26 protein-coding genes are annotated in these 22,959 nt (G+C 37.8%); 23 read left to right on the top strand and 3 right to left on the bottom strand.

Annotated features, from left to right (window positions below; all coding sequences use genetic code 11):
* Positions 1-320 precede the first annotated feature (320 nt).
* On the top strand, positions 321-1,766 hold the full coding sequence (locus ACOAOT_RS01150) for a sensor domain-containing diguanylate cyclase (RefSeq protein WP_420215258.1): 1,446 nt from the start codon (positions 321-323) through the stop codon (positions 1,764-1,766).
* A 90-nt stretch (positions 1,767-1,856) separates the two neighbouring features.
* A complete protein-coding gene (locus ACOAOT_RS01155; RefSeq protein WP_420215259.1) occupies positions 1,857-4,031 on the top strand; it encodes an alpha-L-rhamnosidase in 2,175 nt (724 codons plus the stop codon).
* Between the two features lie 82 nt (positions 4,032-4,113).
* On the opposite strand, the gene ACOAOT_RS01160 is transcribed toward ACOAOT_RS01155, so the two are convergent.
* Positions 4,114-5,112 carry a lipocalin-like domain-containing protein gene (locus ACOAOT_RS01160; RefSeq protein WP_420215260.1) on the bottom strand — a complete coding sequence of 333 codons (999 nt, stop codon included), beginning with the start codon at positions 5,110-5,112 and terminating at the stop codon, positions 4,114-4,116.
* Between the two features lie 166 nt (positions 5,113-5,278).
* Between ACOAOT_RS01160 and ACOAOT_RS01165 the strand changes: the two genes are divergently transcribed.
* Entirely contained in the window at positions 5,279-5,890 is a 612-nt protein-coding gene (locus tag ACOAOT_RS01165; RefSeq protein WP_420215261.1) for a TetR/AcrR family transcriptional regulator, read from the top strand.
* A 22-nt stretch (positions 5,891-5,912) separates the two neighbouring features.
* On the opposite strand, the gene ACOAOT_RS01170 is transcribed toward ACOAOT_RS01165, so the two are convergent.
* Positions 5,913-6,668 (bottom strand): PucR family transcriptional regulator, encoded by a 756-nt coding sequence (locus tag ACOAOT_RS01170; protein ID WP_420215262.1) that lies wholly within the window; start codon positions 6,666-6,668, stop codon positions 5,913-5,915.
* Here ACOAOT_RS01170 and ACOAOT_RS01175 point away from each other — a divergent pair.
* The 9 genes from ACOAOT_RS01175 (at position 6,667) to ACOAOT_RS01215 (ending at position 13,559) form a co-directional block, all read left to right on the top strand.
* Positions 6,667-7,644 (top strand): MFS transporter, encoded by a 978-nt coding sequence (locus ACOAOT_RS01175; protein WP_420215263.1) that lies wholly within the window; start codon positions 6,667-6,669, stop codon positions 7,642-7,644. The two genes, ACOAOT_RS01170 and ACOAOT_RS01175, sit on opposite strands and share 2 nt — an antisense overlap.
* Before the next feature lie 268 nt (positions 7,645-7,912).
* Positions 7,913-9,112 carry a sensor histidine kinase gene (locus ACOAOT_RS01180; RefSeq protein WP_420215265.1) on the top strand — a complete coding sequence of 400 codons (1,200 nt, stop codon included), beginning with the start codon at positions 7,913-7,915 and terminating at the stop codon, positions 9,110-9,112.
* Complete coding sequence (locus ACOAOT_RS01185) at positions 9,087-9,779, top strand: response regulator transcription factor (protein WP_420215266.1); 693 nt, start codon at positions 9,087-9,089, stop codon at positions 9,777-9,779. Before ACOAOT_RS01180 ends, ACOAOT_RS01185 begins: the two co-directional genes overlap by 26 nt.
* 104 nt (positions 9,780-9,883) lie before the next feature.
* Positions 9,884-10,372, top strand: a complete 489-nt coding sequence (locus ACOAOT_RS01190) for a hypothetical protein (protein ID WP_420215267.1) — start codon at positions 9,884-9,886, stop codon at positions 10,370-10,372.
* Positions 10,369-10,824 carry a hypothetical protein gene (locus tag ACOAOT_RS01195; protein ID WP_420215268.1) on the top strand — a complete coding sequence of 152 codons (456 nt, stop codon included), beginning with the start codon at positions 10,369-10,371 and terminating at the stop codon, positions 10,822-10,824. The genes ACOAOT_RS01190 and ACOAOT_RS01195 overlap by 4 nt, the downstream gene beginning before the upstream one ends.
* 68 nt (positions 10,825-10,892) lie before the next feature.
* Positions 10,893-11,456 (top strand): TetR/AcrR family transcriptional regulator, encoded by a 564-nt coding sequence (locus ACOAOT_RS01200; protein ID WP_420215269.1) that lies wholly within the window; start codon positions 10,893-10,895, stop codon positions 11,454-11,456.
* A 94-nt stretch (positions 11,457-11,550) separates the two neighbouring features.
* Positions 11,551-12,120, top strand: a complete 570-nt coding sequence (locus ACOAOT_RS01205) for a class I SAM-dependent methyltransferase (protein WP_420215270.1) — start codon at positions 11,551-11,553, stop codon at positions 12,118-12,120.
* Positions 12,121-12,135: 15 nt separating this feature from the next.
* Positions 12,136-12,930, top strand: a complete 795-nt coding sequence (locus tag ACOAOT_RS01210) for an SDR family NAD(P)-dependent oxidoreductase (protein ID WP_420215271.1) — start codon at positions 12,136-12,138, stop codon at positions 12,928-12,930.
* 173 nt (positions 12,931-13,103) lie between these two features.
* Positions 13,104-13,559 carry a hypothetical protein gene (locus tag ACOAOT_RS01215; RefSeq protein ID WP_420215272.1) on the top strand — a complete coding sequence of 152 codons (456 nt, stop codon included), beginning with the start codon at positions 13,104-13,106 and terminating at the stop codon, positions 13,557-13,559.
* Between the two features lie 103 nt (positions 13,560-13,662).
* Here ACOAOT_RS01215 and ACOAOT_RS01220 read toward each other — a convergent pair whose 3' ends face one another.
* Entirely contained in the window at positions 13,663-14,310 is a 648-nt protein-coding gene (locus ACOAOT_RS01220) for a YARHG domain-containing protein (protein ID WP_420215273.1), read from the bottom strand.
* 296 nt (positions 14,311-14,606) lie between these two features.
* On the opposite strand from ACOAOT_RS01220, the gene trxA reads away from it, so the two are divergent.
* The 11 genes from trxA (at position 14,607) to ACOAOT_RS01275 (ending at position 22,946) form a co-directional block, all read left to right on the top strand.
* Entirely contained in the window at positions 14,607-14,918 is a 312-nt protein-coding gene (gene trxA / locus ACOAOT_RS01225; protein WP_170822639.1) for a thioredoxin, read from the top strand.
* Between the two features lie 24 nt (positions 14,919-14,942).
* A complete protein-coding gene (locus tag ACOAOT_RS01230) occupies positions 14,943-15,518 on the top strand; it encodes a class I SAM-dependent methyltransferase (protein WP_420215274.1) in 576 nt (191 codons plus the stop codon).
* A 108-nt stretch (positions 15,519-15,626) separates the two neighbouring features.
* Entirely contained in the window at positions 15,627-16,481 is an 855-nt protein-coding gene (locus ACOAOT_RS01235; protein WP_420215275.1) for a damage-control phosphatase ARMT1 family protein, read from the top strand.
* Between the two features lie 57 nt (positions 16,482-16,538).
* The gene (locus ACOAOT_RS01240) at positions 16,539-17,381 is read left to right on the top strand and encodes a P-loop NTPase (protein WP_420215276.1); all 843 of its coding nucleotides are present in this window, start codon (positions 16,539-16,541) and stop codon (positions 17,379-17,381) included.
* Between the two features lie 198 nt (positions 17,382-17,579).
* Positions 17,580-17,897: a phosphoribosyl-ATP pyrophosphohydrolase gene (locus ACOAOT_RS01245; protein WP_420215277.1), complete on the top strand. Its 318-nt coding sequence runs from the start codon at positions 17,580-17,582 to the stop codon at positions 17,895-17,897.
* 314 nt (positions 17,898-18,211) lie between these two features.
* Positions 18,212-18,700 carry a cyclic pyranopterin monophosphate synthase MoaC gene (gene moaC / locus ACOAOT_RS01250; RefSeq protein WP_420215278.1) on the top strand — a complete coding sequence of 163 codons (489 nt, stop codon included), beginning with the start codon at positions 18,212-18,214 and terminating at the stop codon, positions 18,698-18,700.
* Complete coding sequence (gene moaA, locus ACOAOT_RS01255; RefSeq protein WP_420215279.1) at positions 18,697-19,677, top strand: GTP 3',8-cyclase MoaA; 981 nt, start codon at positions 18,697-18,699, stop codon at positions 19,675-19,677. Before moaC ends, moaA begins: the two co-directional genes overlap by 4 nt.
* A gap of 13 nt (positions 19,678-19,690) precedes the next feature.
* Positions 19,691-20,635, top strand: coding sequence for a molybdenum cofactor synthesis domain-containing protein (locus ACOAOT_RS01260; RefSeq protein ID WP_420215280.1), 945 nt, complete (start codon positions 19,691-19,693; stop codon positions 20,633-20,635).
* 41 nt (positions 20,636-20,676) lie between these two features.
* Positions 20,677-21,573 carry an ABC transporter substrate-binding protein gene (locus tag ACOAOT_RS01265; protein WP_420215281.1) on the top strand — a complete coding sequence of 299 codons (897 nt, stop codon included), beginning with the start codon at positions 20,677-20,679 and terminating at the stop codon, positions 21,571-21,573.
* A 34-nt stretch (positions 21,574-21,607) separates the two neighbouring features.
* On the top strand, positions 21,608-22,276 hold the full coding sequence (locus ACOAOT_RS01270) for an ABC transporter permease (RefSeq protein ID WP_420215282.1): 669 nt from the start codon (positions 21,608-21,610) through the stop codon (positions 22,274-22,276).
* Positions 22,260-22,946 carry an ATP-binding cassette domain-containing protein gene (locus tag ACOAOT_RS01275; RefSeq protein WP_420215283.1) on the top strand — a complete coding sequence of 229 codons (687 nt, stop codon included), beginning with the start codon at positions 22,260-22,262 and terminating at the stop codon, positions 22,944-22,946. Before ACOAOT_RS01270 ends, ACOAOT_RS01275 begins: the two co-directional genes overlap by 17 nt.
* Positions 22,947-22,959 lie beyond the last annotated feature (13 nt).

A 22,959-nucleotide genomic window follows, 5' to 3' on the forward strand; every position in this document is an offset into this window, starting at 1 on the left:
CCTCCACAAACGTAAAAAAACATATAACCATGCAACTACTCAATTAATGATACAGCATATGCAGAGATTGTCAACTATTTCCTGGGTTTCTTTAACTGGATATACCCTTTAAAGAAAACGATATAAATTCTCTACGCGTATGAACGATAGAAGTCCCACCCCTCCATCTGGTTGATGGATAGGATATCGAATGAAAAAGCTTTTTAACTTAATTTTCGAAAGCATATAATTATATTGTAGAAATGACGTGGTTTATTGTATATAATAAGAAAGATATTCTAGCTAAAAATACACCAAGGGTATGACCAAGAGGAGCAAATGTGAAAAAGCATATACTACTACTCAGCAATCTCATTATCATCATTTCCATTGTAATTGGATTTATCGGTATCGTTTATCGAGATACCACCGCGTACCAGGACCTGGCAGAAAAACATTTGGAAAATATTTTAAGCCTGTCTAATAAAGATATTTCCAGCCATGTGGAAGACGCTATGACGAAACCAGTGATGGTTTCCAAAACAATGGCGAATGATGAATTCCTGAAAAAATGGCTTTCACAGGAACCCCAAAATGTTGGAAATGATACATACCTGAAACAGTTATATAATTATTTGAACACGTATCGGAATAAATATGGATATACCACAGTGTTTTGTATTTCAGCAGAAACAGGAAATTATTATTATCAGGACGGCTTTAACAAGACTATTTCAAAGACAGATGATCATGACATCTGGTATTATAATTTTATTAGATCCGGTAATGAGTATGATCTTGAGGTAGACACCAATGAAACGAAGGAAGACTATATAACGGTATTTGTTAATTTTCGTGTGGAAGGCATTGATGGAACACTTCTGGGTGTAATTGGAGTAGGGTTACAGGTTGATTCCTTGGGTGATACGATCTATTCTTATGAAAGAGATTATGGTTTGTCGGTACATATCATTAATGTCATGGGAGCTGAAACTTCTTTTAAAGGGAATACCGATATCTTTATCAGCGAAGAAGAACTGCAAAAACGGATTGGGATTACAGAACGCCTTCAATTAAATCAGTCAGAAACCCCAATCATGCAGTGGTATACATCGGAAGGGAAGCGAAAATGCTTAATCACCCAGTATGATAAAATACTTGGCTGGTATTTGGTTTTTGAGATGGATACCAGTTCCATTAGCCAGGTGTTTCAGGAACGCGTAAAAAGCAATATATTTTTTATGTTGGTTGCACTGGCTGCCTGTATCGTAGTTTCCACATCTGTTTTTATCAACTGCAATCTGCGTATTGTAAAGATTGAGAATACGGATGAGTTAACAGGACTTCCTAATCGAAAGCAATTTTCCAAACGGTATCTGGCATTTCTTCGAAAGCACCGGAAGACGAAAAAAACGTTGTTTATGTTTGACATTGACCATTTTAAAGATATTAATGATACATACGGCCACATATTTGGAAATTCAGTCATTGCAATGGTAGGGGAAGACTTACAACATGCAATAGGCGAAAATGGAATCGCAGCACGATGGGGCGGAGACGAGTTTTTTGGTATCTTGACGGTGGGACTGGATGAAGCAAAGCAAATCATGGAATGGTTTATGGACTCATTGAAAAGCGAGGAAAAGAAAGAAGGTTACCATGTGACCATTAGTGTAGGAATTTCAGAGGTGGATGAAGAACTTAGTATGGAGCAGATGGTAAAGAAAGTTGATGCGGCGCTATACCATTCTAAGAAAAACGGACGGAATCGGATTACAATTTTATAAAACTGGAGTATTGTAAGCAGAGAGATAGAAGAGATAAAATTAGCAAGTGTGTAGAAGCCTGTATTATGAAACAGTACGGAGGTAATGTTTATGGAATGGAAGGCAAAATGGATCATGCCATCATCTGAAACAGGGGAGGTTTGTCCGCTGTTTTCAAAAAGCTTTTGTCCAAAAGGGAAGGTTAAGAAAGCGAGGCTGTTTATCACTGCAACAGGTGTTTATGAAGCAGTGTTGAATGGAAAAAGAGTAGGACAATATATTCTTGCCCCTGGTTGGACCAGTTATCAAAAGAGGCTGCAATATCAGGAATATGATATAACGGAACAGTTAAAAGAAGAAAATCAGCTGCTTGTAACGGTTGGAAAAGGCTGGTATCGAAGCAGATTAGTTGGCTGGGAAGAATCGAAAACGCAAAAAGAGCTGCAGAAATCACCTGCGGGGCTTCTGGCGCAAATTGAAATTCATTATGAGGACGGAACGGAGGAAGTGGTTCTGACGGATACGACCTGGAACTCTGGTTTAAGTAATGTCCGTTTTTCAGAAATATATGATGGTGAAACCTATGATGCTTCCTATTGCACGGATCTCAGTGACCATGCCCGTGTTCAGATTTTTGATGGACCTTTCCATACCCTGATTCCGCAGCAGGGGGAGGAGATCAGAGAGAGGGAGCGTGTTTATGCAGCCAGGCTGTTTCAGACGCCTAAGGGAGAAGTTGTGGTAGACTTCGGTCAGGAGGTAACCGGTTATGTGGAATTGACGATTGATGGGAAAAAAGGCGATAAAGCAGAACTGTCTCATGCTGAAGTTTTAGACAAAGAGGGCAATTTTTATACTGAAAATTATCGCAGTGCCAAGGCGAAATATCTCTATATCTGCAAGGAGGGTAAGCAGACCTATAAACCGAAGTTTACATATTTTGGATTCCGCTATATCAGGATAGATCAGTTTCCCGGAGGTGTGGAGTGTGCGAAACCAGAAAATTTTACAGCAGTTGTTGTGTACTCTGATATCAAACGCACCGGTTATTTAAGCTGTTCTAATTCGAAGCTCAATCAGCTTTTTGACAACATTATATGGGGGCAGAAGGGCAACTTTTTGGATGTTCCTACGGACTGTCCTCAACGTGATGAGCGATTGGGCTGGACCGGGGATGCGCAGGTATTTATCAGAACTGCAGCACTTAATTATAATGTAGAAAAATTTTTTTCTAAATGGTTATCGGATCTGGTGGCTGACCAGGATGAAAACGGACGAGTCGGTCATGTAATACCAGACTTATTGGGGGGAGAAAGCAGTGCTGCCTGGGCTGATGCGGCTACAATCTGTCCATGGGAATTATATTTGGCATATGGAAATTCCCAGATACTTTCTGCTCAATTTACAAGCATGAAGAAGTGGGTTGATTACATCACGGAGCATACGAAAGATAAAAATTTATGGACAGGAGGAGAGCATTTCGGAGACTGGCTTGGCCTTGATGCACCCGCTGGAAGCTATAAGGGTTCCAGCAGAGAAGATTTCATAGCCTCTGCTTTTTATGCTCATTCTGCTTCACTGGTCATTAAAGCAGGTAAGGTATTGGAAGAAGACGTATCAAATTATGAAGCACTATATGAGCGTATCATATCTGCTTTTCAAGAGAGATATCCAAAATGCCTCACTCAAACGGAATGTGTTCTTGCAGCATATTTTAACTTAGCACCTGATTGCCAGGAGCTTGCCGATCAGCTTGCTGTCATGGTGAAAGCGTGTGGGATCCAGCTGCAGACAGGCTTTGTTGGAACCCCATATCTTCTGCATGTTTTAAGTGAGTATGGCTATATTGATTTAGCCTATACCTTACTGCTTCGTGAAGAATATCCTTCCTGGCTGTATCCCATTACCAAGGGTGCTACTACCATATGGGAACATTGGGATGGGATCAGGGAAAACGGAGATTTTTGGAGTTCAGATATGAATTCTTATAATCACTATGCATACGGTGCGGTTGCTGACTGGGTATACGGTGTAGCTGCCGGTATTAAAAAACTGGAAGAATTTCCGGGTTACGAAAAAGTAATCATTTCACCAAATCCGGATAAACGGTTGGATTTCTTAAAAGCTGCTGTGGAAACCAGATACGGAACGATTCGTTCAGAATGGAAAAAAGCCGATGACCTATGGAGATATGAAATAGAGACTCCTGTGGACGCGTATATAATCATTGGGGATAAGCACTGGGAAGTGTCAAAAGGAATTCATACCTTTTATAGTAGTTACTGACTTTTGCGATGATAAAAAATGATGAAGTTAAATAAGTGCAGGCTGACCGGATTAATCCATAAGTCAGCCTGCTTTCTATTATTTATTTTTCTCCGCACACATCTCCAATCATTTCTACATCAACTGCCCTGTCTATTTTTTCTCCTCTGTATGTTCCGGTAATATGATAGAGACACTGACAGCCGGATAATAGCTTGATTTCATGAACAAATTCAGCATCCTGTCCCTTGGCAAGGCTGGTAAGGGTTACATTAAAATCTTCGGAAGGGATAGCTATATGAATGGTATTCGGATAGGAATGTCCGGTTTTCCTGCTTATCCAGATATCATCATAGGAAATATCGATGGATGCATTTGTCATAATACCATCCTCATGCAGAAATGTTCCGAAAGCAAATCGTTTATCTGTGGAATAAATATCCCAAAGTGATACAGCTCCCAGCTGATTCATAAGGGGTGATAAACCAATCCACAGCCAGCTGTTTTGACCCGGAGCAAATGTTAATTCAGATGGACGGCTTGCAGGGATACCGTATTGCCTGTCGAACCATGCGTGGGCATTTTTTACTTTATATTCATGGCCCTGGAGAATAAATGTGCCTTCCATTTTCATCTGTGGAAATGAATATTGATAGGAGCCGGTGTTCCCAATTTCAATCAGGCCGGTTCCGCCATTATACAGAATTTCACCATTGGGTACGAAAGTCATGTGAATTTCATTTCCATCAATTATTAAGTCAAGGGACATATGATTCATATCTCCGTTTAGATCTCCCCAGGATGAGTAGCAATGCATAGAATCAGAGTCAAAGCCGTTTTCTTCATTTTCAGAAGAAAGAATGCGGTTATTCAGCCAGATATTATCGGATGCATTCATTAAAAGACTTTCTGCACTGACCTTTTTTTCATTTCCGTAAGCTTGTAACATCTGATGCCAGGTAAAGCCCAGCTGTTTTCCGTCAGCTTCAAATTCCGTCTTGATATACCAGGAATCTATCTGTGCGTGTGGTAAGGGTTTAAGATCTTCCGAAGGATTAACTGACATGGGAAAGCCGCTATTGGTCATTAAATTTTTTTTCATAAGAATACCTCTTTTCTGATATTTTTATTGACATTGTATAAAATACTTTTAATATAAGAATATAAACACTGTGTCGTATTTCTTGTGATTAGTATAATTCAGCAGATACGAAAAAGCAATTTACAATTATAGACAATATGTCGTATTTTAAAAAAGAGGTGAAAAGATGCAGATATATGAAAATGCAAGAGAAAAAACAAGAAAAAAAATTGTTGATGCGTTTTGGAGAACATATAAAAGAAAGCCAATTGAGAAAATTACAGTAAAAAGTATCACGGATGACTGTGAGATGCACCGTGCAACTTTTTATCTGCACTATAAGGACGTATATGCCGTTTTAGAGGAAATTGAAGATATGCTGTTACAATCATTGGACCAGATCAGTATGGAATACTTTGAAACAGCCCAGGATCTTGATAATTATGCAAAGGCACTTTTTAAGATTTTCCATGACAATGGGGATTACCTTCATGATCTGGTTATAGAAAATAAGCAGCCTCTTTTTGCAATAAAGTATAAAAATAAACTAAAAAGTATATTCCCTAATGTATTTCAGTCAAAAAGCAATGACCCCAAGACTAATTTGGCAATTAACATGACCATTTCTGTTTTCGTTGATATGTTTATACAATGGGCAGATACCGACGTATTTTCTACCGAAGAAATGATTAGTATGACAAAGGGGTTTATGGTGAATGGCATTTTTCCTACCTTGCTGAAAAATTTTGAAATTGAGCCGGTAATTGACCTTCGCAGCGACAGATATATGACAACTTAGATATAATTTGTCCGCTGCATTTCTACGTGTATCGGTTTGCTTTTAAATATTGTATTACTTTTTCTGTCAGAATAATTTTAAATATGTCATCGCCATTGTTAAGATCTAAATCAGCTTTTTCTGTAATTTTATTAATGCGGTAGAATAATGTGTTTTTATGAATATGGAGCTCTTTTGCTGTTTCAGATGCGCTTTTGGGACTTTTCACATATAGGAAAAGAGTGTCCAGTAATTCCTGGTTTTGATTATTATCAGATATATACATTTCAAACAGTTCAGGAATACATAAGGAAGCAATGGGTAAATAATCCTTTAGTGAACTGAACATCCGAAAAGCCGTGTATTTATTATAAAGATATATGGTTTCCTCCGTATCTGTCCTGATTCCCCATTTAATTGCCTCAGTGGATTGAATATAATGTTCTGACATGTCAGATATCTGATAAAAGCAATTGCTTATTCCTGCTATGAGGTGATTGCCTGTCAGAAAGTTTCTTAAATCCTCCTGCAAAATATCCAGAAGGGGCTGTTCAGGCTGCAGACTGACCAGCAGTACAATGTCACGCTTATAGATTAAAGATATACTATGGGAAAAAAAGTTTCTCAGTGCAGACTGGCTGACATTTTTTAACGTCGATTCAGTGATCTGTGTATCGGCATGGATATCACGAATGGTAATTACGTAAAGCTTAGGCAGCAGAGTTTTCCCAAGAAGAGCAAGCCGGCTCTTGATGATTCCTTCACCTGTAACACGTTGTATTTTATTTGGGGCTGGCATGATTGGCTCCGGATATGCAAATTCTGTATCAATGCTGATTGTAACTTATGGTCTTGGCGTGGGACTGAGTGTTGGACTTGTGTATGGAACCACAGTAGCAAATACTGTAAAATTCTTCCCTGACAAGAGAGGGCTGGCAGGCGGACTGATAACCGCCTGCTATGGAGGAAGTTCAATTATTATTCCGCCAATTGCAACGGCGTTAGTTACAAATTATCATGTAACCACTGCATTCCGGGTAATCGGAATTGTCATGATGTTTATAATCTGTGCGTCGGCTTTTGTAATAGAAGCGTGCCCTTTGGAGGTTCAGCACAAGGATAATCCCCTGGCTGGAAAGAAAAAAAACAAAGAAAGTGCCGGGGGAAAAGAGTATACTTACAAGCAAATGATCAGAGAATCAAGTTTCTATTTAATGCTGCTTACGCTTACCTGCGGTGCATTTGCCGGACTTATGGTTATTTCCCAGGCATCACCGATTGCACAGCAGATGATGGGCTTTACCAGAGGACAGGCGGCAACAGTAGTCTCAATCCTTGCGCTGTTTAATATGATGGGAAGACTTGTATCAGGAACCATGTCAGATAAATTTGGAGCTACAGGAACCTTAAAGGTTATATTCATTGGTTCATTGATTGCCAGTCTGTTATTATATTTTTGTAACAAAGAAAACCTGGCGTTTTTTTATATTGGTCTTACCATGATTGGGTTCTGTTTTGGCGGAACAATGGGGACCTTTCCCGGATTTACGGCTGCCCTGTTTGGCAGCAGGAATAACAGTGTGAATTATGGGATTATGTTTATTGGATTTGCTTTTGCCGGCCTGGCAGGGCCGATGATTATGAATAAAATAAATACGATTACAGGCAGATATCAGCCTGCATTTCTTGTATCAGCATTATTTGCTGTTGCTGGTATGATTTTAATTATAATATTTGAGAAGCTGATCTTATTAAATAAACGACGGGTGGAATAATTTGCAAGTGAAAAATAGATAAGTACATATATAAAATGAGTGCTAATCCAATATGATTGACACTCATTTTATACGTTCTTATGCAATTATGCTTAAATGGAGTGGTACCGCATAAGATCAAGTCTTTTGTCTCTCTGGCAGATTGCCGGAGATGTAAGGCTTTTTTTATTATCATTAAGGAGGAAAAAATTATGTTTAGTCATCAATTTATGTGATACAATTACAAAATATATTCAATCCCTTAATGGGGGAATGTGGGGAGAAAAATATGAAATTCAGCAAATATAATTCAATCATTATAAAAATATTCTTTTCCGTGCTTGTTTACATCAATATTTTCGCGGCAGGAAAAGATAAAATAATCTTCCTGATACTCTTATATAGTATTAGTTTATGCAATGATTTTTATAGAAAAAAGGTATTAAGAAATAACAACCCGGATGTGACCTGGGATATAAGAGCGATCGCATCCATCTTATTTTCCATCGGTATGGCCTGTATCTTAAAATATTTTGCAGGCACATATATTTATATCTATATCATTTTAATTGAGCTGCTGTTTTATGATAAGAAGCAAATACCTGCGGATTTGCTGGGCATTTATGGAGTAAGCTATCTGTTAACGGATCTGGGACGCTTTTTAAAAGGAGGCAGCATAGAAGCAGCCTGGTCCTATGTGGGGTATGATATCGTATATTTTCTTGCGGTATTATTTATCTGTATTCTAATCCTGGAGCAAATTAAGCAAAAAGAAAAATTGAAGTTGCTAAATCATCAGTTGAATAAAAAAAATGAATTATTGAAGCAACAACAGCAATTGAACGAAGAATTGGCGAGAAGCAGGGAACGTGAGGCAATTGCACAGGAATTGCATGATTCGATCGGTCACACGTTAGTTGCAGTAAAGATGTACGTTAAGGTGCTGGAAAAGTACATTGCAATTGATCCTGAAAAGGAGAAAGAAATTTTATCTACGTTAAATGAAGTAATACAGGATAGTATTTTACAGCTGCGAACAACAGTATATCGGCTCAAAGAAAATAGTCAGTATTCAAATTTAAAGAACTCACTGGAGCAGTTGATTCAATCCATAGTCCAAACCGGGAGTCAGGAGATTTATCTTGATTGTGATGAAAGAATAGAAAAAGTTGAATTGGGCTTGAAAGAAGATATCTATAATTCAATTCGGGAAGGCATCACAAATTCTATGAAATATTCGGAGGCAAAGCATATCTGGATTGCATTAACTATGTCGGATGGGGGTCTGGAGTTTTCTGTGAAAGATGATGGAGTCGGGGTAAATACCATTCATAAATCTTATGGAATTCTTGGAATTGAGGAAAGAATGAAGAAATGGAACGGTGTCTGCAAGCTGAACAGTGCCCGGAACAATGGTTTTTCTTTACAAGTACAGATTAAATTCAATCAGGAGGAACGATTCGATGATTCGAATAATAATAGCAGATGATCAGCCCATTATTCGTCATGGACTACGGTATGTGATCGGCCTGGATTCAGAGCTTAATCTGGTTGAAGAGGCTGTGGATGGAATTGATTTAATCGATAAAATGGAACAACAATCCTGTGATGTGATTCTTATGGATATTCGAATGCCCCGCATGGATGGGGTAGAAGCAACGCTGCAGGTAAAGAACAAATATCCTGGTGTAAAAGTACTGATATTGACCACATTTGAAGATGAAGAATATATTTTTCATGCATTGGAGAATGGAGCAGACGGATATTTGTTAAAAGATTCCGATCCTGATGATCTGATTCATGCAATAAAGACCATTGCAAAGGGAGGAATGCTGCTTCACCCCAGAATTACAGAGACCGTTGTGTCGGCACTGAGGCTGAATAAAGGAGGGATCGGAGCAGATGACCGTGACGTAAATCCTGTGGAGACAGCTGAAAATTCAGGTAAGAGACCGGAAGGATTGCGGGAACTTACAAGCCGTGAATTTGAAATCGCATGTATGGTCATGCAGGGAAATACTAACCGTGAAATCGCATCCAAGGTGTTTGTGTCAGAGGGAACCGTAAAAAACCATGTGACCAAAATACTGGACAAACTGGGTATGGAAAATCGAAAGCAATTGATGGTATATATGACCAAAGTCATGGGAAATTAAAAGATTTGTGACCTTAGATGTGACTTAGGATAGATGAAAAGCATAGCAATTCCTGATAATCTGATAATATAAAAATCAAACAAATCAGGAAAAGGAGATAATATATGCAGCAGATAATCACTGTTATTATATCAATCGCAGTATTTGCTTTTTTTGTTACAAATCATTTTAAAAAACAGGAAATCAACGGGAAGGCTTTAATCCCATTTATGATTTTCATGCTGGTTTCTTTTGAGCGGTATATTCATTGTCAATTCCTGCACTCAGTGGTAACCGGACTTTTTTTAAGGATACTTGTTGGTTTCGCCATAGGCATTCTACAAGGTCTGCTTGCCAAAATCACAATTGTGGATCATAAAGCTTTCACAGAAGGAACCTTGCTGGGGATGGCGTTCTGGCTTATTTTTATTCCAGTGAGAATTCTGGTGTTACCATGGTTTGAAACAATTGCTCATGGAGGAATCAACTTAAATAGTACCCAATATATCGGTCTTACAGCTCTTTTTATATTTACTGGGTTTTTCCTGGGAAAAGCCATCACGCTGATTCTTAGAAAAAATGCGGGATTTACGAGGGGGGAATTTGTATCATGACAATGTCATATGGGATTGTTATTTTGTTGCTCTTAAAAATATCCAATATTTCAAAAGGTAAAACAAAATTAATTAAATTTCCAAATCTATGGATTATGCCTGTTTTATTTATTAGCATGATGCTGGAAGATTATGGAAATCAGAATCTTATCTACTCGTTTCAAATGATGATGGCACTGATTGTCTTTGGCGTTGCCGGTTTGTGTGTGGGCTTGCTTAGAGGGGGATCATTGAAGTACGAAAAAGATTCAGACGATAAAATGTATTATAAAGAATCCTATTTGAGCCTTCTTATCTATATTTTAGTTATCATCTTGAAATGGGGATTGAAATTTATACGAATTGCAGGCAGCGGTGTTATTGCAGCAGGACTTATGAGCTTTGCCTGTGGATCGCTGGTCGGAAAATGCAGTTATATTTCTTATCGGTATCTTTTTTCTGGAAGTCTGTAAATTTATTGTATTATATTCATTGACCGTTATTCATTCGGGTGCTATAATGCGTTTATAGGAGGCGTCAAATGAGAATATCAAAAGAACCAGAAGTCCGTAAGCGTGAAATTGCAGATAACGCCATGAGATTATTTTGTGAAAAAGGTTATGAAGCAACTTCCATGAAAGATATTGCAAGAGCAGTCAATGTTGTTCCAGGTCTTTGCTATAACTATTTTAAATCAAAGTACGAATTATATGAGTATGCCGTTTCTTTGTATGCAGATGAGTGCCTTACCCCTTTAATTGAGATTCTTCAGACAGAGGAAGTTTCACTGGACATTTATTATGAAAAAATAGTGAATGTTTTCATCCGAAATGAAGGCAAAGAAAAGTATCACGATTTTTTTCATAAAGAGGGGAATCAATTATTTCACAAGCAGTTAGAAATTATAATGAATGATAAGCTTCAACCATATTTAGAAAATTTTATTGCCCGCCTTAACAATAAGGGACAGTTAATGGTTGAAGATCCCAAAAGTGTATCAAGATTTATTATATATGGGCAATCCCCCATCGTAAATGATGATTCTCTGTCACCAGAAGAAAAAGCAGATAAAGTAATGAAAATTATCAAATTATTATTGAAATAAAAGATACCCCGGTGAAAATCCGGGGTAAAAAATTCCAGTTGAATGAATAAAAGTCAATGAATAATAATCAATAAAATCAGGGAGGAAAAATAAAATGGATTTAGGTTATGAAAGGGCGTCATTATTGTACAGACTCATAGATGATCTGGGTAATAACAGATTATTTAGTTTTATTTATAAAAGGCATATTAATCAGTTAGGTATTGAAGGAAATGAAACTATTTTGGATTTTGGGAGTGGTTCAGGAGCAGGATCCAGACATTTGGCAAAAAAACTTTATAGTTTAAATGGTCATTTAACTTGTGTAGATATATCAGAATTTTGGATGAAAAAAGCAAAAATGCGGATGAGACATTATGATAATGTTGATTTTTTAACTGGTCAACTCCCAGAACTTCAATTAAATGTAGAATCTTATGATATCATATATATTTTTTACGCATTACACGAAGTTCCCAAGAATTTAAGAAACGGAATCGTAATTGAATTTTTTAGGATTCTGAAAAATAATGGAAAATTATTTATTAAAGAACCGCAAAGAGAAAATGATGGAATGCCTATAAATGAAATACAAGAATTAATGGTAAGTAATGGATTTTACAGAGAAAGTTGTAACGTGTCTAAAGGTACATATAGTGCGGTTTATATAAAATCTAATAAATGAATCCAGGAGGAATCAATGAAAAATGCGGCTTTAATAACAGGTGCAACCAGCGGACTTGGTTTGGCGTATGCAAACGAGTATGGGAAAAAAGGATACAATCTTATTATTACGGGCAGAAGGGAAGATAAGATTAGGACAAATGCAGTATATATAGAGAATACTTATCACGTAAAAGTCAAAACAGTTATTGTAGATCTGGCATATGAAGAAGGAATAAATATTCTTCTTAATGAGATCCGGGATGATGAGATTGAAGTATTAATTAACAATGCAGGATTTGGATTGAAGCCTGTATTTACAGAAGTGCCAAAAGAAGACAGAGATGGTATTATGTTTTTACAAATGAATACGGTCGTTATTCTAACCCAGCATATATTAAAACAAATGATGGTCAGAAACAGGGGAACTATTATTAATGTTTCTTCCGATGGAGCCTTTGCAGTAATGCCAAGAAACATTCTATATTCTTCAACTAAATTATTTATTCTTAATTTTACGGAAGGGCTTTATATGGAATTGATCGATACCGCTATTCTTGTGCAGGTGGTATGCCCTGGCTTTATTGATTCAGATTTTCATGAAAGTGCTGGAATGAATGTAGTTAAGAAGAAAAAAGGATTTATGAAATTTATGGATCCGGAGGAGATTGTTAATCTGGCTATGAGAGATTTAAAGAAGGAACGGGTAGTAAGTGTGCCAGGTTTGGATGCAAAAATAATTCGATTTATAGCTGTTTTCCTTCCAAGAAGAATGTTTTATAAAATAATAATTAATTTTACAAGAAAAAGAAATGATAAACTGAAAAGATAATATAGAATTAGTCTGGGAATAAAATAAAATGTAGTACAAAATACTGTAAATTACTTACAATTAAATTACATATTTTTACAAAAAAATAAATTTCATTGACTTATAACTACAATTGAATATATACTCTAGGCAGATCCGGATCAGAATAAACATATATAAGGAGGTCAGAAGCTTTGAAAAAAAGGTTTTTAATGGTTACAGCCATATCTATGGCTATAACTATAGGAAGTGCGATGTCATCATTTGCGGCTGGTTTCGAAAGCACTCCACAGGGGGTAAAATATAGATGGGGGTCTGGCGATTATTGTATAAATAACTGGGTCAATTTTAAAGGTCATTGGTACTTTTTTGGCAATGATGAGCTTATGCGTACTGGATGGATTCAAAGGGATGATTCCTGGTATTTCACAACTGATACTGGTGAGCTTCAGGGTGGAATTATGAAAATAAATGGTAATGTATACTACTTTAACACCAATTCACTGAAAATGGTAACCGGACCTTATACCTATAATGAAACCACCTATAATTTTACCGAAAACGGAACAACAGGCGGTGCTCCTTACGTGTATACAGAATGGAATAGTGATGGCACCATCAGAAGGGGTAATAAAATAAAGGTTCGTTAATTTTACCACTTCCGTCTTAACTGATTTTAGAATTAATTTTCCATAAGGAAAGGGAAGAATGAGATTGGATTTGGCACCTCACACTTCCCTTCTTTATGCTCATTTATTTGTAAGTATCCAGAGCTGATAGCAGCTTTAAATTCACCTGTTCATTTTTGTTGAACACACTGTCTTTAAAATTTTCAGGTGTGATTGACGGTTCGTACCAAATCTGTCCTTTAAAGTAGTTATTTAAATCTTGATTCTTAAAAATATATCCATGCCTGGCATAAATCTCATTTTTGGCCAGATGTATGATTAATGGAGGAACCTGATCAAAATCCTGATTTTGATAAATTTTTAAATCTGTAAAATATAGAGGTTCCACAACAGAAGAAATATCCCTTACCTCCCGAACATTTTCTAAATAATTGGATACTTCCGGATAAAAAGAACATAGATCACGGTATTGTTTCCGTTTTGCAATTTCACTTTGCATTTCGCTTTCCGTCCAGGGGGCGTAATATTTTTCATATATCACATGAAACAAATCTGGTTCTGTTGTCTTGCTGGCTGTAGTTTCACTGCTTTTATCTCCATCTTCCCCTTTATTCTGTAATGTGCTGGCTTGAACTATAGTTTCTGATTTTGTGTCTGTAGCTGATTCATTCGTCTGAACTGTTTTTATGTTCTCTGAATAGCTGGTATTGGTTTTAGAGCAGCCATACAGTGAAAAAATACAGATAATCATTATAATTGTTTTGTTTTTCATAGAAATCACCTTTCTGACCAGCCATTGCATATCAGTCGTCTTACTCTGTTAGATTTGATGATAGTATAACACAAATCATTAACTCTACATACTGGCAGTTATTACTCTACAGATTATGCTATCCAAAAACAGTACTCCTCCATTGACAACCTTTATTCCATTGTTCCTCTTAGGTATCTTATAGAGAGAATAGCCTTGTAAACGCTCCGTGACATCATCACAGATATAAATATTTTTTTGAGGTAAAATAACATCATCAAAAACATAGTTGTTATAAACGGAAAGGAGCATATACGATGAGCGTATTGAAAATAACGAAGGAAAATTTTGAGAAGGAGGTAATGCAGTCAGATAAACCCATTTTACTGGACTTCTGGGCATCCTGGTGCGGCCCGTGTAAGATGGTGGGGCCTGTTGTTGAGCAGGTGGCAGTCGAAACGGCAGAAGTGGCCAGAGTCGGCAAAATTAATGTAGATGAGGAGCAGGAACTTGCCCAGGCATTTAAGGTGATGAGCATTCCTACTTTAGTGGTTATGAAAGAGGGAAAAGTGGTAAAAAGCACAGTTGGTGTCCAGTCCAAGCAGACGCTTTTATCAATGCTCCAGTAAAAAATATTACGATTGGAGCAAAATATGGCACACAAGTTTAAAGTAATAAATAAGAGCAAGTTGGACAGTCCAAAACGCAGAGAAGTATTGCCTGCAAAAGAGATCCTGAAAACAGTCGGGATCAAAGAATCGGATGTTGTTGCAGATATAGGCTGTGGAATTGGTTTTTTCACTTTCCCATTATCCGATGCGGTAGGCAAAGAGGGAATTGTATATGCTTTGGATATAGAAAAAGAGATGCTTGATGATGTGGAAGCGGGAATGCTGGAACGAAATATAAAAAATGTGCGCCCGGTTGTGACACAGGAGTACCGTTTGATTTTAGAGGATAAATCCGTTGACGTTGCTTTTTTATGTACCGTAATGCATGAAGTCAAGATGCGTGAGAAATTTTTAAAGGAAGCAAATCGGATTCTGCTCCCTGACGGGCGAATCATTATTATTGAATGGATCAGGAAAGAAAGTGACTATGGACCGCCAGCGGATCACCGGCTGGATAAGAATACTTTAAAAAGAAATCTTCAAAGGGCGGGATTTAAAGATATAAAGATCACAGATTTTAACGATTATTTTTACATTGCAGATGCAAAGAAAAAATAGATAAAGAAAAGATTGAGACACATTTGTTGCCTCAATCTTTTCTTTTGTCAGCTCAAGCTGGCTGAATATCTGTTATAATGAAAGAAAATGAATTCAGGGGGAAATAAAATGGAATTATTAATCGATTGCATCCCGTGTTTACTGCGTCAGTCTCTGGAGGCAGCCAGAATAGCCACAGATCAGAAAGAAATCCATAATAAAATTATGAAAGATACAATAAAATTGCTGACAGAATATGATAAATACAAAAATTCCCCGCAGCTGGCAAAGGAAATCCATAATCTGGTTAAGAACGAGACTGGCAATCCTGATCCATACCAGCAGATAAAAAATAGAGATTTGCAGGCAGCAAAGGTTTTATATCCGTTTTTAAAAGACTTTCTGCAAAAAAAAGATAACAGCATATACTGGGCTCTAAAAGTAGCGGCTGTAGGAAATAATCTGGACGCGGCAGTCTATTGTAATCCAGAATTGGAAAAAAGCATTAGCAGGGAGTTGGAAAAGGAATTTACCATTTGTGATCTGGAGCTCTTTACCGAAAAATTACAACAGGCGAAGAATATACTTATTATTGGAGATAATACAGGTGAAACAGTATTTGACAGAGTCATGTTAGAGAGTTTTCCTGACGCAGCAATCACCTATGGAGTACGGGAGAAACCTATTATTAACGATGTGACAGAAAAAGAGGCAATGGATTCGGGACTTAATACGGTTGCACGGGTCATTTCCACCGGCTGTGCATCTCCAGGGACAATTTTAGCTGACTGCAGCCCTGAGTTTATGGATATTTATGAAAGATCCGACGTTATTATCAGCAAAGGACAGGGGAACTTTGAAGCTCTTTCAGGAGAAAAAGGCAATTTGTTTTTTCTGCTGAAAGCAAAGTGCCCGGCGATTGCAGAAAAGTTTCAGGTGAAAATTAATGATTATATTTTTCATTATGAAGTTGCTAAATATTGACATATGTCAAAAATAGTATTAATATATTTAGCAAAGGAAAAGACAGGAGAAGAGAATATGAGTGAGAATGCAAGGGGTTGTTCAAATAGCAGCTGTACTAAGGATTCCTGTGCAGGTTGCGAGCATAGTAAAGAAAGTATGCTGGAGCAGTTAAACCAGTACAGTTCCATAAAAAATGTAATTGGTATTGTCAGCGGTAAAGGCGGAGTAGGAAAATCATTTGTAACGGCAATGCTGGCGGTTTTGTTAAATAGAAAAGGATACCGTGTAGGAATCTTAGATGCAGATATTACAGGCCCCTCCATTCCAAGAATGTTTGGGATAAACGGAAAAGCTTCTGCAAATGAACTAGGGTTACTTCCGGAACTAACAGTAAATAACATAAAAATAATGTCCGTAAATCTGCTGCTGGATAAAGAAGATGCTCCCGTTGTATGGAGAGGTCCTATCCTGGCTGGCACGGTGAAACAGTTCTGGACAGATGTGGTATGGGAGGAATTAGACTATCTTTTTATTGATATGCCACCGGGAACGGGTGACGTCCCCCTGACAGTATTTCAGTCAATTCCCCTGGACGGAATTGTCATTGTTTCCTCACCTCAGGATCTGGTCTCCATGATTGTGAAGAAAGCCTATAACATGGCTAAATTAATGAATATTCCCATTCTTGGCTATGTGGAAAACATGAGTTATGTGAAATGTCCGGATTGCGGAAAAGAAATTCCTATATTTGGAGAGAGCAAACTGGGAGAAATAGCTGATGAAACGGGTGTTGATATTTTAGGAAGAATTCCCATTGATCCAGTACTTGCAAGCCTGGTAGATAAGGGAGAGTTTGAACGATTTTCCTGCGATTATCTGTCAGGTGCGGCAGAGCATATAGAAAAATGTATGAAGTAAAAGTGTAAGTATAACAGTTAAAACAGAGCAAACAGTTTAAAACAGTATAACAGTTAAATATAAACCACTGCCATATTAGTGTCATGTCACAGACCGCTTAAATGGCAGCGGTTTTTTCTTTTCCTTTTATTGAAAAAGTTTTGATAGTATAATAAGAATATGCTTAAGAGGCGAAATAATAAAGGAAGGTACAAACATATGGTTGATCACAATAAACTGGTAAGAGATAAGATTCCGGATATGATTGAAAATAGTGGACGCAAGGCAAAATATCATATATTGTCAGAGGAGGAATATCTTGCTGCTCTGGATGAAAAACTTTTTGAAGAAGTACATGAGTATCAGGCAGACAAAAGCCTGGAGGAAATGGCTGATGTTCTGGAAGTTTTGTATGCAATTTGCAAAGCACGGGGATACAGCATAGAGGAGCTGGAAGGAAAGAGGGTGGAAAAGTTGATACATCGCGGCGGATTTGATAAGAAAGTATTTTTGGAGTTCTCCGAAAAAGTGAGGTGATAGTAATGGGGAAAATACAAACTGTTACGGTTAGAAATATATTTCCGCATATGATTTTCGGAGGAGAATTATACCGTGCGGATTTAAATAAAGTTATAAAATTAGCAATATATGACAAAAAAATCGAATAAGCGACACGTAAAATAATTAATATTGACAAAATTATCTTTATATTATATATTTATTTCATAAATTGCCTATTGCTTTTAAAAATAAAATGATGCACTTTTCTTGATACTAACAGGCGGTACATCGTTTGAAACTTTACTAATTTACGACTATTTTAAGAGTCCGGAAGATGAGGTGGTAATATTATGGGAGAATTGACACACTTTGATGACCATGGCAATGCAATTATGGTTGATGTATCAAAGAAGGATATCACTGTGCGTACAGCAGTTGCAAAAGGTAAGATCATTGTTAATTCAGAGGTTATGGAGGCCGTTTTAAGTCATACTGTGAAAAAGGGAGATGTTCTTGGGGTAGCCAGGGTAGCAGGAATCATGGCGGTAAAAAACACCTCTTCTCTTATCCCTATGTGTCATCCGCTTGCCATAAACAAATGTCAGATAGACTTTGAAGTATGCAGAGAAACAGGGAGTATTAAAGCGGTCTGCCTGGTTAAGTCGGAAGGAAAAACTGGAGTTGAGATGGAGGCTCTCACTGGAGTTACAGTAACTTTGCTTACCGTTTATGATATGTGCAAAGCAATTGATAAGAATATGGAGATAACGGATATTTTTCTTGAGAAAAAGAGTGGAGGAAAAAGCGGAGATATTTTCAACGGAAAGGACATGGGATGATTGACAAGTGGGATAGAAAGATTGATTATATTCGGATTTCAGTAACAGACAGATGCAATCTTCGCTGTATTTATTGTATGCCAGAGGAGGGCGTTCCATCTTTATCCCATAAAGAAATACTGACCTTTGATGAAATTCTCAGGCTTTGCAGATGCTTTTTAAAGCTTGGAATTGATAAAGTAAAGATAACAGGGGGCGAGCCGCTGGTAAGAAAAGATGTTGCATTTCTCATTGGACAGATGAAATCACAGGTTGGAATGAAAAACGTTACCTTAACAACCAACGGTCTGTTACTGGGAGAATATCTTCCTGATCTTGCGGCAGCTGGATTAGATGGAGTTAATATCAGCCTTGATACGCTGAATCCTTCAAAATATGAGCAGATCACAAGAAAAGATGCTTTAAATGAGGTGCTTTCATCAATACAGGATGCGCTTAATTATCCGAAACTAAAAGTAAAATTAAATTGTGTTCCGGTTCTCGATACAGATGAAAAAGATATTATAAAGATTGCCGGTATGGCAAAGAATTCCAGACTGGGTGTCCGTTTTATAGAAATGATGCCCATTGGGCTTGGAAAAAACTACTCTTATTATAGTGAAGAAGACATCATTGCAATCTTGAAAGAAGCCTATGGACCATTAGAACCAGTTGATTCTGTACTTGGAAACGGACCGGCCCATTATTATTCAGTATCCGGATTTGAGGGGAATATTGGTTTTATCAGTGCGATTTCCCATAAATTCTGCAATGAATGCAACCGGGTAAGGCTTACTTCCGATGGTTATTTAAAAACCTGCCTGCAATATGAACATGGAACGGACTTAAAAGAAGTTTTAAGAGGCAATAAAGAGGATTCTTTTCTGGAACAGATGATTGAGCAGACGATTTATGAAAAGCCAGTCAGCCACAACTTTAAAGGGGATAATCCCCAGGGAACATTAGAACTTGATGGTATGTCAAAAATAGGAGGATAAGAAAAGAATACTTATGGGAAAAATAATCGCAGTCTGCATCAGTGAAAAAAAAGGAACACAAAAGAAAAATGTCCATATGGCAGAATTTATTAAGGAATATGGAATAAATGGAGATGCTCATGCTGGAAAATGGCACAGACAGGTCAGTCTTCTGTCCAATGATAAGATTGAAGCATTTAAGGACCGGGGAGCAGAAGTGGCAGAAGGCGCATTTGGTGAAAATCTTATCGTGGAAGGAATTGATTTCCGCTCCCTGCCGGTAGGCACCAGATTTCAATGCAATGACGTTCTTTTAGAGCTTACCCAGATTGGAAAAGAATGCCATACCGGTTGTGAGATCTTTCATAAAATGGGAGATTGCATTATGCCCAGAGAGGGCGTATTTGCCCGTGTATTATCAGGTGGTATCATTCGGGAAGGGGATGATATGGTCGTATTGGAATCTGCAGTGGTGAAAACGGAAACTGATAAATTGCGGGTGGCGGTGATAACCTCCAGCGACTCTGGATTTGCAGGAGAAAGAGAGGATATAAGCGGACCCGTTATTTGCAGAATTGTGAAAGAATATGGATATGAAGTTGTTCACCGGACCATTCTCCCTGATGATATGACCATGTTATGCGACGAGATTAAATATATCTGTGACAATCATACAGCAGATCTTATATTAACCACCGGTGGAACCGGTTTCTCTCAAAGAGACTGTATGCCGGAGGCAACTCAAAAAGTCGTTGAACGTATGGTTCCCGGAATACCGGAGGCTATGCGTGCCTACAGCCTGCAGATGACAAAGCGGTCTATGTTATCAAGAGCAGCCTGCGGTATCCGAAAATCTACATTAATACTCAATCTGCCAGGAAGTCCGAAAGCGGTGGAAGAATGCCTTACTTATGTGATTACTGAACTTGAGCACGGTCTGAAGATCCTGATTGGAACTGCTAACAATTGTGCAAGATAAGAACAGTGGCCTATATATAAATAAAAAAGGGGATTAAATAGATGAAAAATAAAATTACTTTAATTTTTTTCTGCATCTTATTAGGCACTGTATTATCAGCATGCAGTAATTCTGTAAAACAGGAAAACACTGTTGCAGAGAGTACAACAAAAAACAATTCTGCTGAAACAACAGCTTCTGTAACATCCAAAAAGGGTAAGATAATTTTGGCAACAACTACCAGTACACAGGATTCAGGGCTTCTGGATGAATTACTGCCTGATTTTACCAAAAAAACAGGATGGGAAGTGGATACCATAGCCGTCGGTACAGGAGAAGCCTTAAAGATGGGAGAGAACGGAGAAGCGGATGTACTGCTTGTGCATGCAAAAGCAAAGGAAGAAGCATTCATACAGGCTGGACATGGTTTAAAACGTTTTGATGTCATGTATAATGATTTTGTGGTTGTGGGACCGAAGGGTGAAATAGAAACGAATAATAATGCAGAAGAGACCTTTCGTACTATATTTGATAATAAGGACGCCTTCGTATCCCGTGGAGATGAATCCGGTACCCATACAAAGGAACTCTCTATCTGGAAAAATCTGAATATAACACCTGCGGACAACCCCAATTATATCAGTGCAGGTCAGGGAATGGGGGCTACCCTGCTGATGGCAGAAGAAAAAAATGCCTATACGCTTTCAGACAGGGCGACCTGGTTAGCCACTAAATCAAAGACAGCTATGGATATTGTATGTGAAAAGGATAAACAGCTTCTCAATTATTACGGTGTAATAGCGGTAAATCCGGAAAAGAGTTCAAAAATCAATGCAGAAGGCGCACAGGACTTCATTAACTGGATACTTTCAGATGATACCCAGAAGCTCATCGGAGATTTTGGTGTAAAAGAGTATGGAGAATCTTTATTTACTCCTGACGCGGCAGCAAATAAATAAAGAGGAGTCTGCATGAATGCAGTTTTGGACAAGTATGGGCATTGAAATAAATCAGGAAATCATAGATATTATCCTACTGACAATGAAACTGGGGATTGTCTCTACATTTATCTCTGCCTTACTTGGTGTCCCGTTTGGTATGTTCTTGGAACGGGTTGACTTCTTCGGTAAAAAGGTGATTATCAGAATAAACCGGACTTTTATGGGATTTCCGCCCGTGGTCGCAGGTTTAGCAGTTTATCTGCTTTTAATGAGAAGAGGGCCCTTGGGCAGATGGGAGTTATTATTCACTTTTCCGGCGATGGTCATTGTACAGACATTAATCATTGCTCCAATAATCAGCGGGATGGTTTACACGTCCTGTAAAAATATGGCGCCTCAGATAAGAAACTTCGCAATAAGCATGGGTGCTGACCGGTGGCAGACATTTCTGCTTGTGATAAAGGAAATAAAAAATGACATTTATTTCATCCTTATAACCGGTTTTGGACGTTCCATCAGCGAAGTAGGTGCTGTGATGATTGTAGGCGGTAATATAAAGTATAAGACAAGGACTATGACTACTGCAATATCATTAATGAGAAATAAAGGCGATTTTGGGGAAGCAATTACTTTGGGTTTTGTTCTGCTTATAATTTCTTTTACAATCCAATGTTTTGTAGATTTTCTCAGAAGGTACGAAGAGAATGTTGAAAATAATTAAGCTGGAAAAAAAAATAGGTGACTTTCAGTTAAGTGTTAAAGATTTATGTCTGGAAGAGAAAAAAATACATGGTATTATAGGAAATAATGGAAGCGGCAAGTCTACACTGATTAAACTGATGACGGGGCTGTTAAAGCCCGATATGGGGGTTATGGATTTTGGTACATTAACGAAGCGGGATATTGTGATTACAGCGCCAAGACCCTATATGCTTCATGATACGGTATATAATAATCTCACTTATCCATTAAAGATAAGGAAGCAGGTTATTAAGAAAGAAATAATCATGGAATGGATAGACAGGTGCGGGCTTTCCGGCAAAGAGAAACAATATGCGCCAAGCCTCTCAAGCGGAGAACGCCAGAAGCTTTCATTAGCAAGAGCATTGATCTTTGAGCCAGAAGTGATTTTTATTGATGAAACCATGGCCAATATGGATCCGGACAGTGTCGTACTGTTTGAGCAGATAATTTTTGAAATTCAGTCAAAAAAACCGGTTACATGGATCATTGTAAGCCATCAGCTGACACATATTTATAAGCTGTGTCAATGCATTCACTTTATGGATGCAGGAAGTATTCTCGCATCAGGAACTCCGGATGATATTTTACTTAATACTGATAATCCTGTTATCAGACAATATTTGTCAAAATACACGATTGGAAACTGAATCAGGAAAGGCA

Origin of the sequence: Lacrimispora struthionigena (assembly GCF_048627165.1) — a bacterium.
Classification (GTDB): domain Bacteria; phylum Bacillota; class Clostridia; order Lachnospirales; family Lachnospiraceae; genus Lacrimispora.